The 18,840-nt window shown below is 38.1% G+C and carries 17 protein-coding genes; 15 read left to right on the top strand and 2 right to left on the bottom strand.

The features are described 5' to 3' along the window. The first annotated feature begins 308 nt into the window (after positions 1 to 308). The 4 genes from CXF71_RS16190 to panP all read left to right on the top strand — a co-directional run bounded on the left by CXF71_RS16190 (position 309) and on the right by panP (position 4,611). Entirely contained in the window at positions 309 to 1,289 is a 981-nt protein-coding gene (locus tag CXF71_RS16190) for an ABC transporter ATP-binding protein (protein WP_101233975.1), read from the top strand. Next, positions 1,290 to 2,054 carry an ABC transporter permease gene (locus tag CXF71_RS16195; RefSeq protein ID WP_101233976.1) on the top strand — a complete coding sequence of 255 codons (765 nt, stop codon included), beginning with the start codon at positions 1,290 to 1,292 and terminating at the stop codon, positions 2,052 to 2,054. 1 nt (position 2,055) lies between these two features. Further along, a complete protein-coding gene (trmB, locus tag CXF71_RS16200) occupies positions 2,056 to 2,811 on the top strand; it encodes a tRNA (guanine(46)-N(7))-methyltransferase TrmB (RefSeq protein ID WP_101233977.1) in 756 nt (251 codons plus the stop codon). A 168-nt stretch (positions 2,812 to 2,979) separates the two neighbouring features. Then, complete coding sequence (gene panP, locus CXF71_RS16205) at positions 2,980 to 4,611, top strand: pyridoxal-dependent aspartate 1-decarboxylase PanP (RefSeq protein ID WP_101233978.1); 1,632 nt, start codon at positions 2,980 to 2,982, stop codon at positions 4,609 to 4,611. A 140-nt stretch (positions 4,612 to 4,751) separates the two neighbouring features. Here panP and nagB read toward each other — a convergent pair whose 3' ends face one another. Then, a complete protein-coding gene (nagB, locus tag CXF71_RS16210; RefSeq protein WP_101233979.1) occupies positions 4,752 to 5,558 on the bottom strand; it encodes a glucosamine-6-phosphate deaminase in 807 nt (268 codons plus the stop codon). Between the two features lie 375 nt (positions 5,559 to 5,933). Between nagB and CXF71_RS16215 the strand changes: the two genes are divergently transcribed. The 10 genes from CXF71_RS16215 (at position 5,934) to CXF71_RS21555 (ending at position 15,348) form a co-directional block, all read left to right on the top strand. Next, positions 5,934 to 7,394 (top strand): HDOD domain-containing protein, encoded by a 1,461-nt coding sequence (locus CXF71_RS16215; protein ID WP_101233980.1) that lies wholly within the window; start codon positions 5,934 to 5,936, stop codon positions 7,392 to 7,394. Positions 7,395 to 7,537: 143 nt separating this feature from the next. Continuing rightward, a complete protein-coding gene (locus CXF71_RS16220) occupies positions 7,538 to 8,053 on the top strand; it encodes a YcxB family protein (protein WP_101233981.1) in 516 nt (171 codons plus the stop codon). A 59-nt stretch (positions 8,054 to 8,112) separates the two neighbouring features. Next, positions 8,113 to 8,982 carry a sulfite exporter TauE/SafE family protein gene (locus CXF71_RS16225; protein ID WP_101233982.1) on the top strand — a complete coding sequence of 290 codons (870 nt, stop codon included), beginning with the start codon at positions 8,113 to 8,115 and terminating at the stop codon, positions 8,980 to 8,982. Positions 8,983 to 9,089: 107 nt separating this feature from the next. Then, complete coding sequence (locus CXF71_RS16230) at positions 9,090 to 10,100, top strand: extracellular solute-binding protein (RefSeq protein ID WP_101233983.1); 1,011 nt, start codon at positions 9,090 to 9,092, stop codon at positions 10,098 to 10,100. Continuing rightward, positions 10,097 to 11,725: an ABC transporter permease gene (locus tag CXF71_RS16235; RefSeq protein WP_101233984.1), complete on the top strand. Its 1,629-nt coding sequence runs from the start codon at positions 10,097 to 10,099 to the stop codon at positions 11,723 to 11,725. Before CXF71_RS16230 ends, CXF71_RS16235 begins: the two co-directional genes overlap by 4 nt. Further along, positions 11,722 to 12,840: an ABC transporter ATP-binding protein gene (locus CXF71_RS16240; RefSeq protein WP_101233985.1), complete on the top strand. Its 1,119-nt coding sequence runs from the start codon at positions 11,722 to 11,724 to the stop codon at positions 12,838 to 12,840. Before CXF71_RS16235 ends, CXF71_RS16240 begins: the two co-directional genes overlap by 4 nt. A gap of 126 nt (positions 12,841 to 12,966) precedes the next feature. After that, positions 12,967 to 13,737: a response regulator transcription factor gene (locus CXF71_RS16245; RefSeq protein ID WP_101233986.1), complete on the top strand. Its 771-nt coding sequence runs from the start codon at positions 12,967 to 12,969 to the stop codon at positions 13,735 to 13,737. Positions 13,738 to 13,914: 177 nt separating this feature from the next. Further along, the gene (locus tag CXF71_RS16250) at positions 13,915 to 14,643 is read left to right on the top strand and encodes a 1-acylglycerol-3-phosphate O-acyltransferase (protein WP_198559897.1); all 729 of its coding nucleotides are present in this window, start codon (positions 13,915 to 13,917) and stop codon (positions 14,641 to 14,643) included. Between the two features lie 36 nt (positions 14,644 to 14,679). Next, positions 14,680 to 15,030, top strand: coding sequence for a ribonuclease E inhibitor RraB (rraB, locus tag CXF71_RS16255; RefSeq protein ID WP_101233988.1), 351 nt, complete (start codon positions 14,680 to 14,682; stop codon positions 15,028 to 15,030). Between the two features lie 162 nt (positions 15,031 to 15,192). Then, on the top strand, positions 15,193 to 15,348 hold the full coding sequence (locus CXF71_RS21555) for a hypothetical protein (protein ID WP_198559898.1): 156 nt from the start codon (positions 15,193 to 15,195) through the stop codon (positions 15,346 to 15,348). A 156-nt stretch (positions 15,349 to 15,504) separates the two neighbouring features. Here CXF71_RS21555 and CXF71_RS16260 read toward each other — a convergent pair whose 3' ends face one another. After that, complete coding sequence (locus CXF71_RS16260; RefSeq protein WP_101233989.1) at positions 15,505 to 16,536, bottom strand: LacI family DNA-binding transcriptional regulator; 1,032 nt, start codon at positions 16,534 to 16,536, stop codon at positions 15,505 to 15,507. Positions 16,537 to 16,791: 255 nt separating this feature from the next. Between CXF71_RS16260 and pgi the strand changes: the two genes are divergently transcribed. Next, entirely contained in the window at positions 16,792 to 18,432 is a 1,641-nt protein-coding gene (gene pgi, locus CXF71_RS16265; RefSeq protein ID WP_101233990.1) for a glucose-6-phosphate isomerase, read from the top strand. Positions 18,433 to 18,840 lie beyond the last annotated feature (408 nt).

Consider the following 18,840-nt stretch of genomic DNA (forward strand, 5'->3'; position numbering starts at 1 on the left):
TGTTCCTTAAGCGTATTTTCCGATAACGTTAACGCAGAGAGTAAGTGCGTAATGTTGCGGGCAAAGATCGTTGGCAACGTTAGCTGCTCAAACAGGGGATTACTATATGCGGTATACAATATACCTTCAAGCGAAAGACGATGAATGTACACATTTTATTGTTGAAATAACCACAGTTCAGCTGGCTTTATAGAAGTAGTAATACCGGCAAGGTTATAGGGAGGCAATAAATATCACATTCTAGCTATTGAAAATGAGTTCTTAGGCTCCATATTTATACTCCATCCTCAATTTGATTGGCAGCATACATGACATACGCACTAGAGATTAGCGCACTGGAAAAAACCTATAAAGGTGGTTTTCAAGCGTTGAAAGGCATTGATTTAACCGTTGAACAGGGCGACTTTTTTGCTTTGCTTGGCCCTAATGGTGCGGGTAAGTCTACTTCTATTGGCGTAATTACTTCACTGGTCAATAAAACCGGTGGTAAGGTAAAGGTCTTTGGCTATGACATTGATACCGACTTAGAAAAAGCTAAAAGCTTTATTGGCTTAGTGCCGCAAGAATTTAACTTTAGTCAGTTTGAGCCATTGGTTAATATTTTAGTCAATCAAGCGGGTTACTACGGCGTAAGTAAGCCGGTGGCTATACAGCGTGCAGAAAAATACTTAAAGCAGCTAGAATTATGGGACAAGCGTGATGAACCCGCTCGTTCACTCTCTGGTGGTATGAAACGTCGTTTAATGATTGCGCGTGCGTTAATGCATGAACCACAAATGTTGATTTTAGATGAGCCAACCGCGGGGGTTGATATTGAACTACGCCGCTCAATGTGGGACTTTCTAAAAGCGTTAAACGAGCAGGGTATTACTATTATTCTTACCACGCACTATCTAGAAGAAGCTGAAATGCTGTGTCGCAATATTGCCATTATTGATGGTGGTGAAATTGTCGAAGATACCAGTATGAAAAAATTACTCGCGCAACTCGATGTTGAAACCTTTGTTTTTGACCTGCAAGTGAACCTAACGCTAAGTACATTGACGCAATTTGCCGAGCAATCACAGTCAATCGCTTATCGGGTTATTGATGATCATACCTTGGAAGTCGATTTAAATAAGTCGCAGAACCTAAATCAAATTTTTGAACAATTGAACGCTGCAAATATTGAAGTGCTGAGTATGCGTAATAAAAGTAATCGCTTAGAAGCTTTGTTTATTCGTTTGATCAATAAAAAATCGAGCGCTACTAAAGCAAAACAGCAAAGTGCTGTTGTGGGAGCAAACTAAATGAATAACTCTATTGCGTTAAAAAGTATTTTAACAAAAGAAATACAACGTTTTACCCGTATTTGGATACAAACCTTAGTCCCCCCGGCTATAACTATTAGCTTATACTTTGTTATTTTTGGTTCGTTGATTGGTTCACGTATTGGTGAAATGGGCGGCTTTGATTATATGTCGTTTATTGTGCCAGGCCTTATCATGATGAGCGTTATTACCAATTCATACTCGAATGTAGCTTCTTCATTTTTTAGCGCCAAGTGGCAGCGAAATGTTGAAGAGATGTTAGTCGCGCCAGTACCTAATTGGGTTATTGTGGCGGGTTATGTTGGCGGTGGCATGTGTCGTGGTATTTTAGTTGGCTTGATTGTAACGCTAGTTTCATTGTTCTTTGTTGATATTCAACTGCATAACATTTGGGTGATTATCGCTACGGTTACGTTAACGTCGGCAACCTTTGCGTTAGGTGGTTTAATTAACGCTATTTTTGCCAATAGTTTTGATGATATTTCAATTATACCTACCTTTATTTTAACGCCGTTAACTTACCTTGGTGGTGTGTTTTATTCGATTAGTTTATTGCCTGAATTTTGGCAGGGCGTTTCGCAAGTAAATCCCATTGTTTATATGGTTAATGCGTTTAGGTACGGTTTTTTAGGTATATCTGATGTGAGTTTAGTGACTGCTTTTGCTGTCATTATTTTCTTTATTGTCACTTTGTTTACCGTTGCCATGGTACTGATTTCTAAAGGTATAGGACTGAGAAGCTAATATGACTACTAAGACTACAGCGAATATCGCAGGAGATATAAATACATTGGATAGCCAAACAGTACTGGGTGACTCTAAAGCGATTATTAGTAATCAAGAAGGTATTCATGAAAAGCTTGATGAGGTGGTGCAAAGACACCTCACTCATGCTTCTCAAAAGCCTTATCAAAAACACACAGAAGAAGCTTTTGCACAAATGGATGCGTTGGTTAAAGCCTTTTTAGTGGCAAACCCTGAAGGTGAGATAATCTTAGATGCGTGCTGTGGCGTAGGGCAAAGTACGCGACTGTTAGCGCAACAAAACCCACAGGCATTAGTGATTGGCGTTGATAAGTCTGATCATAGAATAAATCGTAATGTTGAAGGTTTTGATGCTGACCATGGCTTTACCGCTGATAACTATCACTTAGTACGGGCTGATTTAAATGATTTTTATCGTTTAGTTAAAGCCGCGAATTGGTCGGTATCTAAGCACTATATTTTATATCCCAACCCTTGGCCTAAATCTAAGCACTTACAACGCCGATGGCATGGTAGTGCGGTTTTCCCACAAATGACGAGTATTGGTGAACAGCTGATTTTACGTAGTAATTGGCGTATTTATTTAGCTGAGTTTCAACAAGCGGCTAAGTTTGTTGTTTTGCATGGTGAAATTGTAGCATTGCCTGTTGTTGACGCTTCATTGGCGATGACGCCGTTTGAGGCGAAATATCAAGCGAGTGGCCAAGTTTGTTGGCAATTAACGCTAGCGCGATAGTGAATATAGTTAGTAATGTTAACGAAACTACAAGACTTTTGCGGTATTTTTTATTAAAGTGCGTTCTTTCGTACTAACGATAAATAACCCCAAAATTATTAATCTTGCCATGTACAATTGTTGGAATTGGCTAAGCAAGAAATCTAGTGAACAGTTAAGTGAACAACTATGAGAGCAACTAAGCGCATTGCTGATGCGACCCAAGAGTCTTTACATCGAATTTTTACTGTTGCTGAGGCACCCGATTCTACGTTGGGGCGCCTTGAGCAAGAGATGTCACAAAACTTGGTTGGCTTTTTAAACAACCATATTGTAGCCAGTAAAAATGCGTTAACGGATATTGAGCAAGATTTTATCAATCCTCATATCCCAGAGCAGCCTGAGTTTGTCTCAGATCATATGCATCATCTGCTTGATAAATTAGTCGCACAATCTGTACATACTTCAAGTCCTAGTTTTATTGGTCATATGACCTCTGCGCTACCATCCTTTATTTTACCGCTGTCTAAATTGATGGTTGGGTTAAATCAAAACTTAGTTAAAGTTGAAACCTCCAAAGCTTTCACGCCATTAGAACGTCAAGTTTTAGGTATGATGCACAATTTGGTGTATCAACAGGATGATGACTTTTATCAAAATTGGATGCATAGCGCGGAACATTCACTTGGCGCTTTTTGTTCAGGTGGTACTGTCGCTAACATTACTGCGTTATGGGTCGCTCGAAATAAACTGCTTAAAGCCGATGGTGACTTTCGTGGTGTATCGCGAGAAGGCTTGCATCGTGCCATGAGACATTATGGCTATCAAGATCTCGCTATTTTAGTGTCTGACCGTGGCCATTACTCATTAAAAAAATCGGCTGATATTCTCGGCATAGGCCAAGAGAATGTTATTGCTATTCCTACCGATGAATATAATAAAATAGATTGCCAAAAGCTGGCGGAAAAATGCGAACAACTTGCGGCAAAAAATGTCAAAATACTCGCTATTGTAGGTGTCGCCGGTACTACTGAAACCGGTAATATTGACCCGCTTGATAAAATGGCAGAAATTGCCCAGCAACATCAATGTCATTTTCATGTTGATGCCGCGTGGGGTGGTGCAACATTGTTATCGAATAAATACCGTCCTTTGCTTAAAGGCATAGAACAAGCCGACTCAGTGACTATTGACGCGCATAAACAGATGTATGTGCCTATGGGAGCCGGTTTAGTTATTTTTAAAGACCCGGCCTCTGTGAGTGCCATTGAGCATCACGCAGAATACATTTTACGTAAAGGTTCAAAAGATTTAGGTAGCCATACGCTAGAAGGCTCTCGCCCAGGAATGGCGATGTTAGTTTATGCTAGTTTGCATATTATTAGCCGACCTGGTTATGAGATGCTAATTAATCAGGCCATAGAAAAAGCAGAGTATTTTGCCGACTTAATTAATCAGCATGATGATTTTGAGTTAATAACCCGCCCAGAGTTGTGTCTATTAACGTATCGTTATGCTCCTAAGTCAGTACAAGCATTGTTAGCGCGTAATGATAATGAAGCCAATAAGTCGGTGAATTTGTTGATTGGTAAACTGACCAAGTTTATTCAAAAGCGCCAACGTGAAGATGGTCGTTCTTTTGTTTCACGTACCCGTATTGAAGTGAGTCGTTATGGCGGTGAAAAAGTGATTGTCTTTAGAGTTGTGTTAGCAAACCCGTTAACCACTAAAGAAATTCTACAAGATATTTTGCAACAGCAATGTCTGTTAGCACAGGAAAGTGAAAACTTTTTACCTGAGTTACTACACGCAGCAAACTAAACTGTTAATTAGATCATTAAAAAGGCTCAAGTTCATCAATTAAAGGTATTGATTAACTTGAGCCTTTTTGTTGCGACTGATAAATAAAACGGGGCTAAACTACCCTATCCAGCCATGTTAGTAGCCATGTTATTTATCGGTTAGTAGTTATGGTATAAACCAAACTCTTGGTTTATCTTCAGGTTTTGCTTATTAGCCCAGATATAATATTCTTGATCTTCTAATTCGCTTGCCGCTTCTTTATCAAGTAATACAATAGCATTTTCATGCAACTGTAAAGCAGACGCAGGACATGCGGCTGATAATGCACCTGTTACCATATCTTTTACTGCTTTCGCTTTGTTTTTACCTGTTGCCATAAGCAGGACATACCTAGCATCAAGGATGGTAGCAATACCCATGGTCATAGCTAACGTTGGTTGAAATTCATCAGCTGTAAATAAACGGCTGTTATCATCAATAGTTTGCTGAGTGAGTGTTTTAATGCGAGTACGTGACGCTAAGCTTGACGTTGGCTCATTAAAACCAATATGGCCATTTGCACCGATACCTAAAATTTGTAAGTCGACACCGCCAGCTTGAGCAATTTTATCTTCATAAGCTAAGCCCTGTGCTCTTGGATTTTCACCATTATTGCACGTAGGTACGAAGGTTTTAGATTTATCAATATCAACATGGTTGAACAAGTTTACATTCATGAAGTGGCGGTAACTTTGTTCATTTTTTTCATCAATGCCTAAGTATTCGTCTAAATTGAAACTGGTGGTATTCTTGAAACTAAGTTCGCCAGCTTTGTGCTTATTAACCAATTCTTGATAAAGACTAATAGGCGTACTGCCAGTTGCCAAACCTAAAACAGGATCTGATTTTTTATTGATTAACTCTGCAACCCATTCGGCTGCACTTTGTGCAACTTGTTGTGCATCATCGAAAATAATAACTTGCATGTTTTTTCCTTAGAAAAATTAAATTAATAAAGCATCACGGTACGCTTATATTTTAAGCGATAAACTTTTTAGTATGATAGATATTATCTTACACTATTAAAAAATGACAGCGCTGTCAATTGTTAATGGTTGTTTGTTGATAGTTATCTAAGTTTAGCTATTATATCTGTACCTGTGCAAAGTGCCGGGTATTGGTGGGAGTAAAGTGATTGTAACCCCATAGAATCCGTATTTGGACAGCATCACTTTATTGCTGCTTTGACTTATAATGGCTATATAAATAGTTACTTTCTTTTGCTAAAACTTAGACATAAGCACTTATTGAGTGCATTATGATAACTATGCTTTACTAAAGATAATCATTGAGAAATTGTCATGAGTAATAAAGGGTTACGAACCACCGAACAATGGATCGATCTTATCGCTAATAGTGAACTGCCCGCTATTACCTCTACTGCTAAAATGTTAGATACATTTTCTAATGATGATAAGTCATCGTTAACTAAGTTAAGCGCGGCTATCTTGCATGATCAAGGGTTGTCTTCATGCTTGCTTAAAGTCGCTAATAATATTCAACATATTAGTGTTAATAAAGTCACCACCGTTTCTCGCGCCACAGTAGTGCTTGGTACTCAAACCGTTAAAAATATCTGTCTAACGTCAAAGTTAGTCTCTAGCTTATTAGCGTCGAAGAACCTTGATTTGAATGTTTATGAAAAGTTAACTCAGCTGATGGCTAATTCATTTTATGCTGGTATGTTAGCTAAAATGATGGCGCCCAATTACAGCGACGAAATGCAAGAAGAACTCTACCTTGCTGCCATGTTATATCGTATAGGTGAAACAGCTTTTTGGAGTGCTGGTGGTGATGTAGCTAAAAAATTGGCAAGTTATGAGGCGAAATCCACACAAGATTTTAAGCAATATTGTCAGCAAGAGATGGGCACGAGCTTTAATGAATTAAGTAAAGGTCTTGCTGGGAATTGGGGATTGAGTGACTTATTAATTAAAGCATTGGACCAACCCACTACGCGTACCAATGAAGTTAAAATCATCTACTTTGCCGATAAACTCAGTGCTGTTATTGCCAAGCCAGAAGGAAGTGAGGAAGACTACCAACGTTTATTAGCAGACATTGCCACAATCATGAATATTACGGTCAGGCAATTAACGGTAAGAATCGATCATACTCGAGAGCAAGCAGATAAATTGCTTTTATCTTACAGCGCAGAAATATTAACTGAGCGTATTAATAGTCTTCCTACCAGCAAAGATTTTGCGCTTCACGTTGAAGCTGTGATCCCTACTGAGCCTGAAAGTAGAGATAAAGCGTTACTCAATAGTTTTATGAAACTCACTAAACTGATGCAACATAGCAAAGATTTTAATGAATATTTTCAGTTAGCATTGGAAGATATAGCGAATATATTCACTTTTGATCTGAGCTCATTTTTAATGTTGGTTGATGATAGGGCAAGGGTTAAGTCACGGTTAGTGGTTGATAGAAACGGACAAGGCGATGACACAAAAATTAATATTGATATTAAGCACGTTGATAATGTAATTGCTAGGGTGCTTAGTACAGATACACCGGTATTGATTAATGATCAGCAAGATGCTCGTTGGTGTCATTTAATCACTGACGAAATTAGTGATCTCATTCGTGGCGGCACAGTGGCTTTTATTCCCGTTAAAATAGGACGTAAAGCGATAGGCTTGATCTGTATACAGCGAATGACACTTAACGACAAAATACCTAAGGAAGACTTTCAACAAGTTTGCAGCTTTATTGACCACCTTAATATGTGTCTTACAATGATCAGGTATAACCAATAATTAGCCTTTTAAGGCATCCTTTTATGAAACCGCGGCGCTATTGTGTTTGTAACTGCGGATACAATTAATTACTCGTTTTATCAAGTCTTCTGATAAACTAGCACTAATTTTTTAGTTAAACTTTTATAGCGCCAGTAATTTTAATGACTCAATCTAACTCCTTTTCTACCAGTTTTATTTTAGATAAAGCCCACTACACTGAATGCTACACTCAATCGAGTACGTTGGCTCATGATAAAAAAACCTATTTCAAAGCGAATGTTCTAACCGTATTTGGTTTGATTATTTTGTTCGCTACGCCTGTGAATCCTTATGCCGCTTGGTTCGTCATTGCTTTAGGCCTGCTCGAATCGATTAGTGTTTATTATCATAAACCTTGGTGGGTGATCAGGCAGATGCTTAGTAAAGCTTCCAATAGTGAAGTAAAACTGACTATTGATGAGCAGGGAATATTGACCGAATCATTTCATATCAATAGTCGAATTTTGTGGGCTGATGTAACACTCGTCACCGAAACCGATTTAGGTTTTGTTATTTCCTTTACCTTAGGAAAAAGTGTTACTGGCAAAGACATTGCTAGTAAAAGCTATCTATCTAAAGCATGTTTATCTGATGAGGCGATAGCTTTTATTGTGACTAAAAACCCCGCTATTGCTTAGGGAAACTCAGTTAAATAGAAGTGGATAAGTTGAAATAGCTAAGTTGAAGTTAAGTTCCTATGTCTAAAAAAGCATTTATGCGTTTATCAAACCCTAAGTTTATTGTGCTATTTTTAGTGCTATGGTCAGGATTACTTTTGAGCTCTAGCCATACGCTAACTGAATTAGCTGATTATACTTTATTTACCTTTTTAGGCACTGTAGGCGCCATCTTCGCTAACTCAACCGGGGCTGGCGGTGGTGTGGTGTTTATCCCCATGTTTACCCAGCTTAATTTTACTGAGCAACAATCCATTGCTACAAGCTTTGCTATTCAATGCTTTGGTATGACTGCGGGTGCTGTTACTTGGTGGCATCATTATAAATCTGAAAAAACAGAGTTACGTTTATGGCAAGGCTTTAAACGTATCATTTGTGTGACCACTATTGCTTCGGTAATTGGCCTTAATTCGGTCTTTATTTACCACGCGGACTCTCCAGCTGCTTTACCCATTAGTTTTAGCTGGTTTTCATTGCTATTAGGTTTTTTCATTATCTTAACGATCTATTTGCTACAACCGCACCGTGAGCGGAGTCAGCTATATTATGTTGATTATATCGCAATGGTACTGATTGGTTTATTTGGTGGTGCCGTTACCGCTTGGTTAAGTGTTGGCGTTGGCGAGTTATTAGTTATTTACCTGCTTTTACGTCATTTTGACATTAGTATGGCTGTTGCTGCTGCTGTAATAGTTTCCGCTATCACCGTTTGGACAGCAATCGCACAAGTTAATAGTGACGTTTATTGGCAAGTTGTTTTATTTGCAGGTCCAGGGGCTGTATTAGGCGGAATATTTGCTAAAACCGTAGTCACGCACTTATCAGCGACTAAGTTGAAGTTGTTCTTTGCTTGTTGGTTACTGTTAAGTGGCGCTGTGGGGTTAAGTTAAGCGGTCATTATCTTGTATAAGCCTTAATGCGAGTTATTCGCAAAAACCTTGACAGCCATTGCTGTCCTTGTACAATCCGCTCATCATATTTTATTGAGACACTACTTATGTTTAAAAAATTGTTCATCACCTTGTTTATCGCATTATTTTTTATCACAGGTTTTAGCGCAAATGCTAGTGAAGAAGTGAATGTTTACTCATACCGCCAACCTTTTCTTGTTGAGCCTTTATTTACCCAATTTACTGAACAAACAGGTATTAAAGTCAATGTGGTGTTTGCTAAAGAAGGTATGGCTGAACGTTTAGCGCGAGAAGGTAAGTACAGTCCTGCCGATATTTTACTGACGACAGATATTAGTCGTTTGATTGAATTACGTGATAAAGACTTAGTTCAAGCAGTTAACTCGTCAGTATTAAGCAGCGCAATCCCTAAACAATACCAAGCACAAGACAATACTTGGTTTGCCTTAACGACTCGCGTTCGTAATATTTATTCAGCGAAACGTTTAGGTAAAATAGATATAAATTATGAAGACTTAGCTGATGAAAAATATAAAGGTCGTGTTTGTACGCGTAGTGGTAAACACCCTTATACTGTTGCTTTAGTTGCTTCAATGATCAGTGAGCATGGCGAGACATACACATTAGATTGGCTTAAAAAAGTAAAGAATAATTTAGCCCGTAAACCTCAGGGAAGTGATCGCGCGCAAGTACAAGCCATTCACCAAAATTTATGTGATATCTCTTTAGGCAATAGTTACTATTTTGGCAAAATGTTAAAAGATGACAAACAGAAAGTTTGGGCAGATGAAGTTTACATTAATTTTCCTAACCAAAAAAATCGCGGCGCCCATATTAATATTTCTGGTGTAGCTATGGCTAAATATGCTCCTAACGTAAAAAATGCCCAAGCGTTAATGGAGTTTTTAGTCTCTAAACCTGCGCAAGCGTTATATGCACAAACGAATATGGAATATCCTATTCGTGAAGGTGTTGCAGTATCTAAGCTCGTTGCTTCTTGGGGGAGTTATAAAGCCGATGCTCTCCCGTTAGAAGATATTGCTAAAAACCGTAAAACAGCATTAAAGCTATTAGACCAAGCACAGTTTGATTTGTGATAGCACTGTATAACAGCAAAACATGGAAGTTATCTAGCTATATAATTGCACTGGTACTGATAGTACCAGTGGTGGTTATGCTAGTCGGTGGTGTTAGTGCTTCAACGCAGCTGTTTACGCATCTATGGCAAACAGTGCTACCAAGTTACCTTGAAAATACCCTATTACTTGCCTTTTGGGTGGTGGTATTAGCTTTGTTTTTTGGCGTATTTAGTGCCGCCATTATCACGCAAACCAACATTGTCTTTAAGCAGCAACTACGTTGGTTGTTACTCTTACCTTTAGCGATGCCGGCGTATTTAGTTGCTTACCTTTATACCGACTTATTTGATTATGCAGGCCCAGTACAACGCGGCTTAAGAGCCTGGTTTGGTTGGCAATCGCCAAATGATTATTGGTTTTTTGATATTCGTACCTTACCCGGTGCAGCCTTGATGCTGGCACTGGTGTTGTTTCCCTATATTTATATGCTAACGCGTGGCGCTTTTGAACAACAAGATCAAAACTTAATTCGGGCGAGTCGATTACTGGGCTTAACCGCAAAACAAAGTTTCTTTAAAGTTGCTCTGCCTTTAGCAAGACCTGCAATTGCTGTTTCGGCCAGTCTAGTCTTAATGGAGACTTTAGCTGATTTTGCTACCGTACAATATTTCTCTGTTAACACACTAACGACGGCAATTTATGATACTTGGCTTGGTTATGGCGACCTTGGCGCGGCTAATGCTTTAGCCAGTGTTTTGATGTTATTAGTGCTATTTGTGGTACTAGCAGAGCAACGAAGCAGAGCAGGGCTTCGTCATCAAAGTGCTAGACCTAACTCAAAGCGCGAACTGATGCAGTTGTCTTTTAGCCAACAGCTTATTGCCAGCATTTTTTGTTGGGCACTGGTCATTTTAGGTTTCTTATTACCAATAACCTTATTGATCATTATGGCCGTGCAATACAGTGATGTTGCGCAACTATCTGTTTTGTTATCTACAGGCATCAATTCACTGAAAGTGTCAGTTTTTGCTGCGACAATTGCCGTCGTTATCGCTTTATCATTAGGCTTATATCAGCGTTTACATAATGATAAATATCGTCAGATTCCACAACTAATATCAGGCTTTGGTTATGCAATTCCTGGCACTGTTTTGGCTATGGCGATGTTGTCAACATTAGGACCTCTTGACCACTGGCTTAACGGGGTGGCTGAGCTTATCGGCTTTACTGCACCAGGATTAATATTATCAGGCTCTATTTTTGCTATTGTCTTTGCACTGGTCGTACGTTTTTCAGCGATAGCTAATGGCACCATTGCCAGTGGTATAAAACAAATTCCTCGATCATTAGATTATGCACCTGCCACGTTAGGCGTTAACTTAAGAGGCAGTTTAACTAAGGTGCATTTACCTATGTTAACCCCGGCAATATTAGTGGCATGGTTATTAGTCTTTGTGGAAGCAATGAAAGAATTACCGGCAGTATTATTATTACGTCCTTTTAATTTTGAAACCTTAAGTAGCCAAATATATCAGCTTATTTCTGATGAAATGTTAGAACAAGGTGCTTTGGGGGCGATCCTCATTGTGTTGTTCGGCTTATTACCTATTGTGCTACTGAATAAGAGCAAGGAAAAAGTATGACCGCGTTGTTAACTACCCAGCCATCTATTGAACCACCTATCCTGTTATCTATCCAACAACTATCTATAATACTGCAAGAGAAAGTGATTTTATCAACGTTGGATTTGAGTCTTAATGAGGGAGATATTCTAGGTCTTGTTGGTGCTAGTGGCTGTGGGAAAACCACCTTGCTTAATGCTATCGCTGGTTTTAGTAAGCCCAGTAAAGGAAAAATAGTCATTGATGGTAATTTACTTAGTGATGGTGAGCACACGGTACCAGCAGAGCAGCGTCAAGTCGGTATGATTTTCCAAGATTATGCGCTATTCCCTCACTTAACCGTAAAAGAGAATATTGCCTTTGGTATCAGCAAGCTAAGTAAAGTGGAGCAACTTGAACAAATTGACCACTTACTTAGCATATTAAAGTTAGACGATTACAGTGAGAGTTATATTCATCAGCTTTCTGGTGGTCAGCAGCAAAGAGTAGCCATTGCCAGAGCTTTAGCACCAAAACCTAAATTACTGTTACTCGATGAGCCTTTTTCAAATATTGATGCCCGCCTTAGAAATGAACTGATGGTAGAAATAAGACTCCTGTTAAAGCAGTTTAAGATGACTGCTATTTTTGTAACCCACAACAAAGATGAAGTCTTCACCTTTGCTGATAAAATGGCCGTAATGGCGCAGGGCAGGTTGTTACAGTTCGATGCTCCTAGTATTATTTGCCAGCAACCGAATAGTTATCAGGTTGCTGATTTTTTACAGCTTGGCAGTTGGCTTCCTTGCCAAATCACTTCAACAGGCGTTCAGAGCTTGTTAGGTGAGCTTGCTATAGAGAATAATAGCGATAAAAAAGCGGACTTAGTTTATTTACTGGTAAAACCCTCGAAACTACTGCTCACTGTTTTAGTTGATGACAATAATAGGGCAAATGCACAAGTTGAATATATTAGTGTTACCGAGCAAGGTTATCATTATTATCTAAGCAGTCTCGATGATTCAGTTATGGACAAGTCGATGGCATTTAAGAAGTTAAGTTTATACAGCGATATCGCGTTATCATTAAAGCAAAAAGTGGCGTTAAGCATTAAGCCGCATGATTTTTTATTTTTCAATAAAAGTACTAATTCATAACAATCCCCTTCATTGCAAGGTGTTACAGTTTCATTACAAGCTATTACAGTCTCTTCATGACTTTGCTTTTATAATTTAATTATTAAATAAAACAAATCAAAGTCGTTTAATTTTAAGGAGTCTGTCATGGCATCAAGTATTGAGCTTGTTGAAAATACACAATCACTTGAAACTAACAATGATAATCAATCACAGCAAAAATTACTGTTGATTGAAAATGATCATTACCTCAGTAAAACCTTTTTAGGTAATCGGAATCTATCAGGTTACCAAACTACAAAAATACGAACGGGTGAGGGCTTGAATGAGGAGCTTAAAAGCTACTTAGTAGGCAATAGACCAAATATGATCGTGGTGGATATCGGTTTTTCTGATAGCGCACAGCTATTAATCATACGTGATCTTCGGGCCTTATTTGATGGTCTACTTGTTGTTGTATCAAACACGAATAGTGAACAAGAACAACTTGATGCTTTTAAGCTAGGTGCCGACGACTATTTATGTAAACCAATTGATAGTCGAATATTAATGATGCGGATTGAGGCTTTATTTCGTCGTCAAAATAATACAGTAAATCAAGTTGAATTAGCGAGCTTGACGATGGGAGATATTTGTTTACAGCCTAAATCACAGCGGTGCTTTATTAATAGTGAGGTGGTGAAGTTGACGACCTTTGAATTTAATTTATTAAAGTCACTTATTGAACATCAGGGAAAAATTTTATCCCGAGATCATCTCTACAATACCCTACTTAAACGGGCATATAATGGCGTAGAGCGTACACTTGATGTCAGAATGTCCCAATTACGTGAGAAATTGACTGTGGGTGGTATGAAGAATAACCAAATAGAAACGGTTTGGGGACAAGGGTATATGTTTCACAATATTACCGCCTAATATCACTGTTAAAAAAAGTCATTGTAAGCGGAGGGGGACATGCTCTGCGCTTACAATGGATGATTCAAGTATCCTCGTTGTTTTCTTGTATAAATAGATAATAGCTTTACCTTATTATTTGTTTTTTCTGTATACTCGCCCATACTCTTTTTTTAGCTACCAATGCTGGAGCTTTCTTTGCTAGCTGTAATACGCGTTTTTTTAATGACCTTGGCGCTGGTCATCATTTGTACCCTTTCGGTTTTCTATTCAATATTGCGCCCTTTTCACCGTAATAATGTTTATCACACCGCAAGATTTCTTGGGAAAATCCCTAAACTTCTTGGTGTTGATGTTGAAGTCAGAATTCCTGAGTCTGTTAAAGGTGTTGGCCCTGTTGTTTGGATGGCAAACCATCAGAACAGCTATGATCTTTTTACTCATGCTAATGCCGTTCAGCCAGGTACGGTGAGCGTTGGTAAAAAAAGTTTAAAGTGGATCCCTTTTTTCGGACAAATGTATTGGTTATCAGGTAATATCCTTATTGATCGAAAAAACACCAATAAGGCAATGAATACCATTGAATTAACGGCAGATAAAATCAAGAAAGATAAGCTTTCTATCTGGATGTTTCCCGAAGGTACTCGTAGTCGAGGTAAAGGCTTGTTACCGTTGAAAACAGGCGCTTTTCGAACAGCTATTCAAGCAGGTGTGCCGATTGTACCGATTTGTGCCAGTAACCAGGTTGGTACTATCAACTTAAATCGCTGGGATAATGGAAAAATTATTATAGAATTTCTAGACCCGATTCAACTAAATGATGCAAGCCGCGAGAACTTACGCTCAATAGTGAATGAAGTTCATGAATTAATGTCTGATAAAATCGAGAAATTATCGGTTGAAGCAGCGGCTTATCATAACAAGTAACATAAGTTGTATATAAAACATAAATAGGTAATAAAAATGATTGATGAAGAATTACAAGAATGGTTTGCTCATACTGAAATGCTCATTACTGAGCTGCTTAGCGACGGCACTAATGACGAAGTTTATCACACCATAGAACACCACTTTGCTAGTAGTGATTTTGATGTATTAGAAAAGGCAGCTATTGCAGCATTTAAACTCGGATTCGAAATTGAAGAGCCTGAAGAAGCTGAATTAGAAAATGGCGATAAGGTGTTTGCTTTTGATATTGCGACTGAACAAATGCTGGATGTAGACTTAATCAAAAAAGAAACTCAAGCGATGTTTGAGCTGGCAAAAAAATGCGGTGTTGACTATGATGGCTGGGGTACTTACTTCGAAGAATAACGTTAGGGCATAGTAAAATACTCTAACGCTTGAACACTTGTACAAAATATTTTAAAATGTGCGAGATAACTAGCCAGTTTTATGAAACTGGCTTGCTGGTACTAAGAAAAACCAGCTGATATTTGGACTTATCAATATATTATATACTAAGGAAAGTAAACCATGGAATGGCTTAGCAGAATACTATCACATGAACCTACTGTACTCGCTCTCTCAATAACTGTTGTTGTTACCATTTTTATTTTTGCGGCAAGAAAAGCACACGTAAATCATTTAGCTAAAATGAAAAAAATAGATGACTCTTTCAATAGTAAATAATATTTGAAGTTTGAATGCTAAGTTCTCCCCCAAGTAAAATTTTCTCATATCAACTTAAGTTAACGTAAGTAACTTTACGCTAACCTTCATGACACTATCCGTGAAAATCACTGTGCTATAAATAATCTAAAGACCACCTACCTAACGCTTCATCTCTTAAACGTTGCTACACAGGGCACTTGAGTCTCTGACGATAAGTTTTGGTACATATTGGCTGATGGTCACTTGATTTTTTTGCTTACGAACTTGGCTGAGAAGTAAATTTGCTGCATCTTCAGCAATTTGACCATTGGGCTGATCAGCCGTAGTCAGTTTTGGCCAAGTTTGACGAGAGAAAGGACTGTTTTCAAAACCAACAATAGATAATTGCTCTGGTATCGAAATATTCATTAATCGTGCCGCAAATAATGCGCCAGCTGCAATTTCATCGTTACAAGAGAAAATAGCCGTAGGGCGAGTATTATTACTTTCAGTAGACATCAACTGCTTTGCACCACTAACACCTGAATCGAATGAATAATCACCCTCGATAACAAGTTTTTTATCAAAATCAATATTACTTGCTTTTAATGCTTTTCTGTAACCTTTATAGCGTTCAATCGTCGACATATGCTTTGCATCACCGGCAATAAAAGCAATATCTTTATGGCCTAAGTCGATTAGATGCTGAGTGATAGTTTGTGCCGCATCTCTATCGTTGACCATAACACAAGGGCTAAGATCATCAGGGGCGACGTCACCAGACATAATTCGAACAACTTTAACATCGAGGTCGACTAATGTTTTAACAAATTCAGGCATTTCAGATAAAGGTGGTGTCAAAATCAAGCCTGCAATACGTGCATGCTTGACCATGTTTACAACCTCTTCGGTAATGTTTTTATTCTTTGCATCACAAGGGTGAATTAACAATTCAAAACCTTGTTTCTTACACGCTGATAATATGCCTTCTTGCATATCAATGATGTAATACGCGTTTGGGTTATCGTAAATGTAGGCAATAGAGAATGATTTGGCACCTGCTAAATTACGTGCAGCTAAGTTAGGCTGATAGTTTAGCTCTTCGACAGCCTGTTGTACTTTCTCTCTTGTTAACTGACGTACAGAAGTTTCATTGTTAATAACACGTGAAACTGTTTTTATTGATACGCCAGCTTGTTTTGCTACGTCATTTATAGTCGCTTTCATTTGCAGGTAACCTTGTTCTTATTATCATCTGGTTACTGGTTTAACCAGGCTACGGTTATTATTACACGGCTGTTCTGTAGTAATCCACAGACATTTACAGTATTATTTAAAGTATTAGTAATTGACAGCGCTGTCATTTTTTTATAGGGTACCATTAAATTTTCACATGTCATAATAGTTAAATCGAGCAAATACTCAACTTAGCTGCCGTTATAAAATCGATAATTGTGTCTAAACCACCTTATAGGAATTAGTATGTCATCACGTCAAACACTCGCTAGCTGGAAAAAACTTCAGCAACTTGCCCAAGATAAAAAATCACAGCACATGAATGACTTGTTTGCACAAGACGACGAGCGTTTCAATAAGTTCTCAATAGAATTACCCAACATGTTACTCGATTATTCTAAAAACCTAATCGATAGTGAAACATTAGATGCCTTGTTAGCCTTAGCAGAAGAAACAGAAGTTTGTAATTGGCGAGCTAAAATGTTTGCAGGTAAAAAAATAAATAAAACAGAAAATCGTGCTGTATTGCATACTGCCTTGCGTCGCCAAAGTGATGAACCACTTATTGTTGATGGCGAAAATGTTACCACTCATGTTCAAAATCAACTTGCAGAAATGGAAGTTTTTGTTGATAAAGTTCGCCAAGGGCATTGGTTAGGCTACTCAGGCAAGCGGATTACCGATATTGTTAACATTGGTGTGGGTGGATCAAACCTTGGCCCGCAAATGGTCACGGAAGCTTTAAAACAATATAGTGATGGCAGCGTTAACGTGCATTATGTATCTAACGTAGATGGTGCGCAAATCGTTGAAGTACTTCGCCCGCTAGACCCTGCAAAAGTTTTATTTATTGTTTCAAGTAAAACGTTTACTACCACAGAAACCATGACAAATGCTCGAACAGCTATCAACTGGCTAACGAGTGCTTCTTTTGATGAAAACTCAGTCGCTAAACACTTTGTCGCTGTAACAGCAAATAAAGAAAATGCTATGAGCTTTGGTATAGAAGAACAAAATATTTTTGATATGTGGGATTGGGTAGGTGGTCGCTTTTCATTATGGTCAGCTATTGGTTTAGCTATTGCTCTTGATTTAGGCTTCGATAAGTTTGAAGAATTACTGAGTGGTGCTAATGATATGGACCAGCACTTTATCAGTGCCCCATTAAAGGATAATTTCCCGGCAATTCTCGCATTGATTAGTGTTTGGAATACCACTTTCCTTGGCTCACAGTCACAAGCTATTTTACCTTATGACCAAACTTTACATATGTTGACGGCCTATTTACAACAAGCCGAAATGGAAAGTAACGGTAAATCTGTTAGCTGGGATGGTGATGAAGTCGATTATGCCACAGTACCCTCTATTTGGGGTGAATTAGGAATTAATGGGCAGCACGCATTCTACCAATACCTACATCAAAGTAATAATGTTGTACCCGCCGATTTTATCGGCTCGGTTAAAAGTGTTACACCAGTAAAGGGGCATCATGAAACCTTAATGGCCAACTTCTTTGCCCAAACGCAAGCCTTGATGGTTGGTGTTAATGAAAAGCAAGTACGTGCAGATTTAAAAGCTAAAGGTCGTACTGCAAAGTACATCGATAAAGTGGCCCCACATAAAGTACATAAAGGTAACAGACCAACCAACACCATTTTATTAAAATGTATTAACCCAAGAAATTTAGGTAGCTTAATTGCTGCTTATGAACATAAGATCTTTGTTCAAGGTATTATTTTGCAGATATGTTCTTTTGATCAATGGGGTGTGGAGCTTGGTAAAGGTCTTGCTGCTGAGATACAAAGTGAGATAGAAAATGATAACATTTCTGCTCAGCATGATTGTTCAACGTCTAGTTTATTGAAGTTTTACCAGTCAGCAAAGTAGCTGTCACTATAAGTGTTAATTATGTTAACTCAAATAGCAGTGCTTAAATTTCAAGTGGCTTGGCTATAAAGGTTAGCTAAAAGAAATAGCGTACTAAAAGCTAATGCATATCTGTGCATTAGCTTTTTTTTATCCGCAGATCAAATAATCCATCAAAATAATTTTCGAATAGCCTTTTTAAGTCATAATGAATCTTTATTCATTAAACTTGAATTAAAAATCACAGCCCAATGTTTTACGTATTATTTTTAAACAAAAAGTGATAATTTTTTGACTGTTAACAGTTTTATGACAAAAAAAGTACAAATAATAAAACCTTTAGATTCAATGTCTTTGTTACTTTTTGTAATTATTGCGTACTTTTTGGTTAATTTATTCTGGTCAAACGTAAAAATAAACGGTATGGTT

Origin of the sequence: Colwellia sp. 12G3 (assembly GCF_002836775.1) — a bacterium.
In the GTDB taxonomy this organism is placed as follows: domain Bacteria; phylum Pseudomonadota; class Gammaproteobacteria; order Enterobacterales; family Alteromonadaceae; genus Colwellia.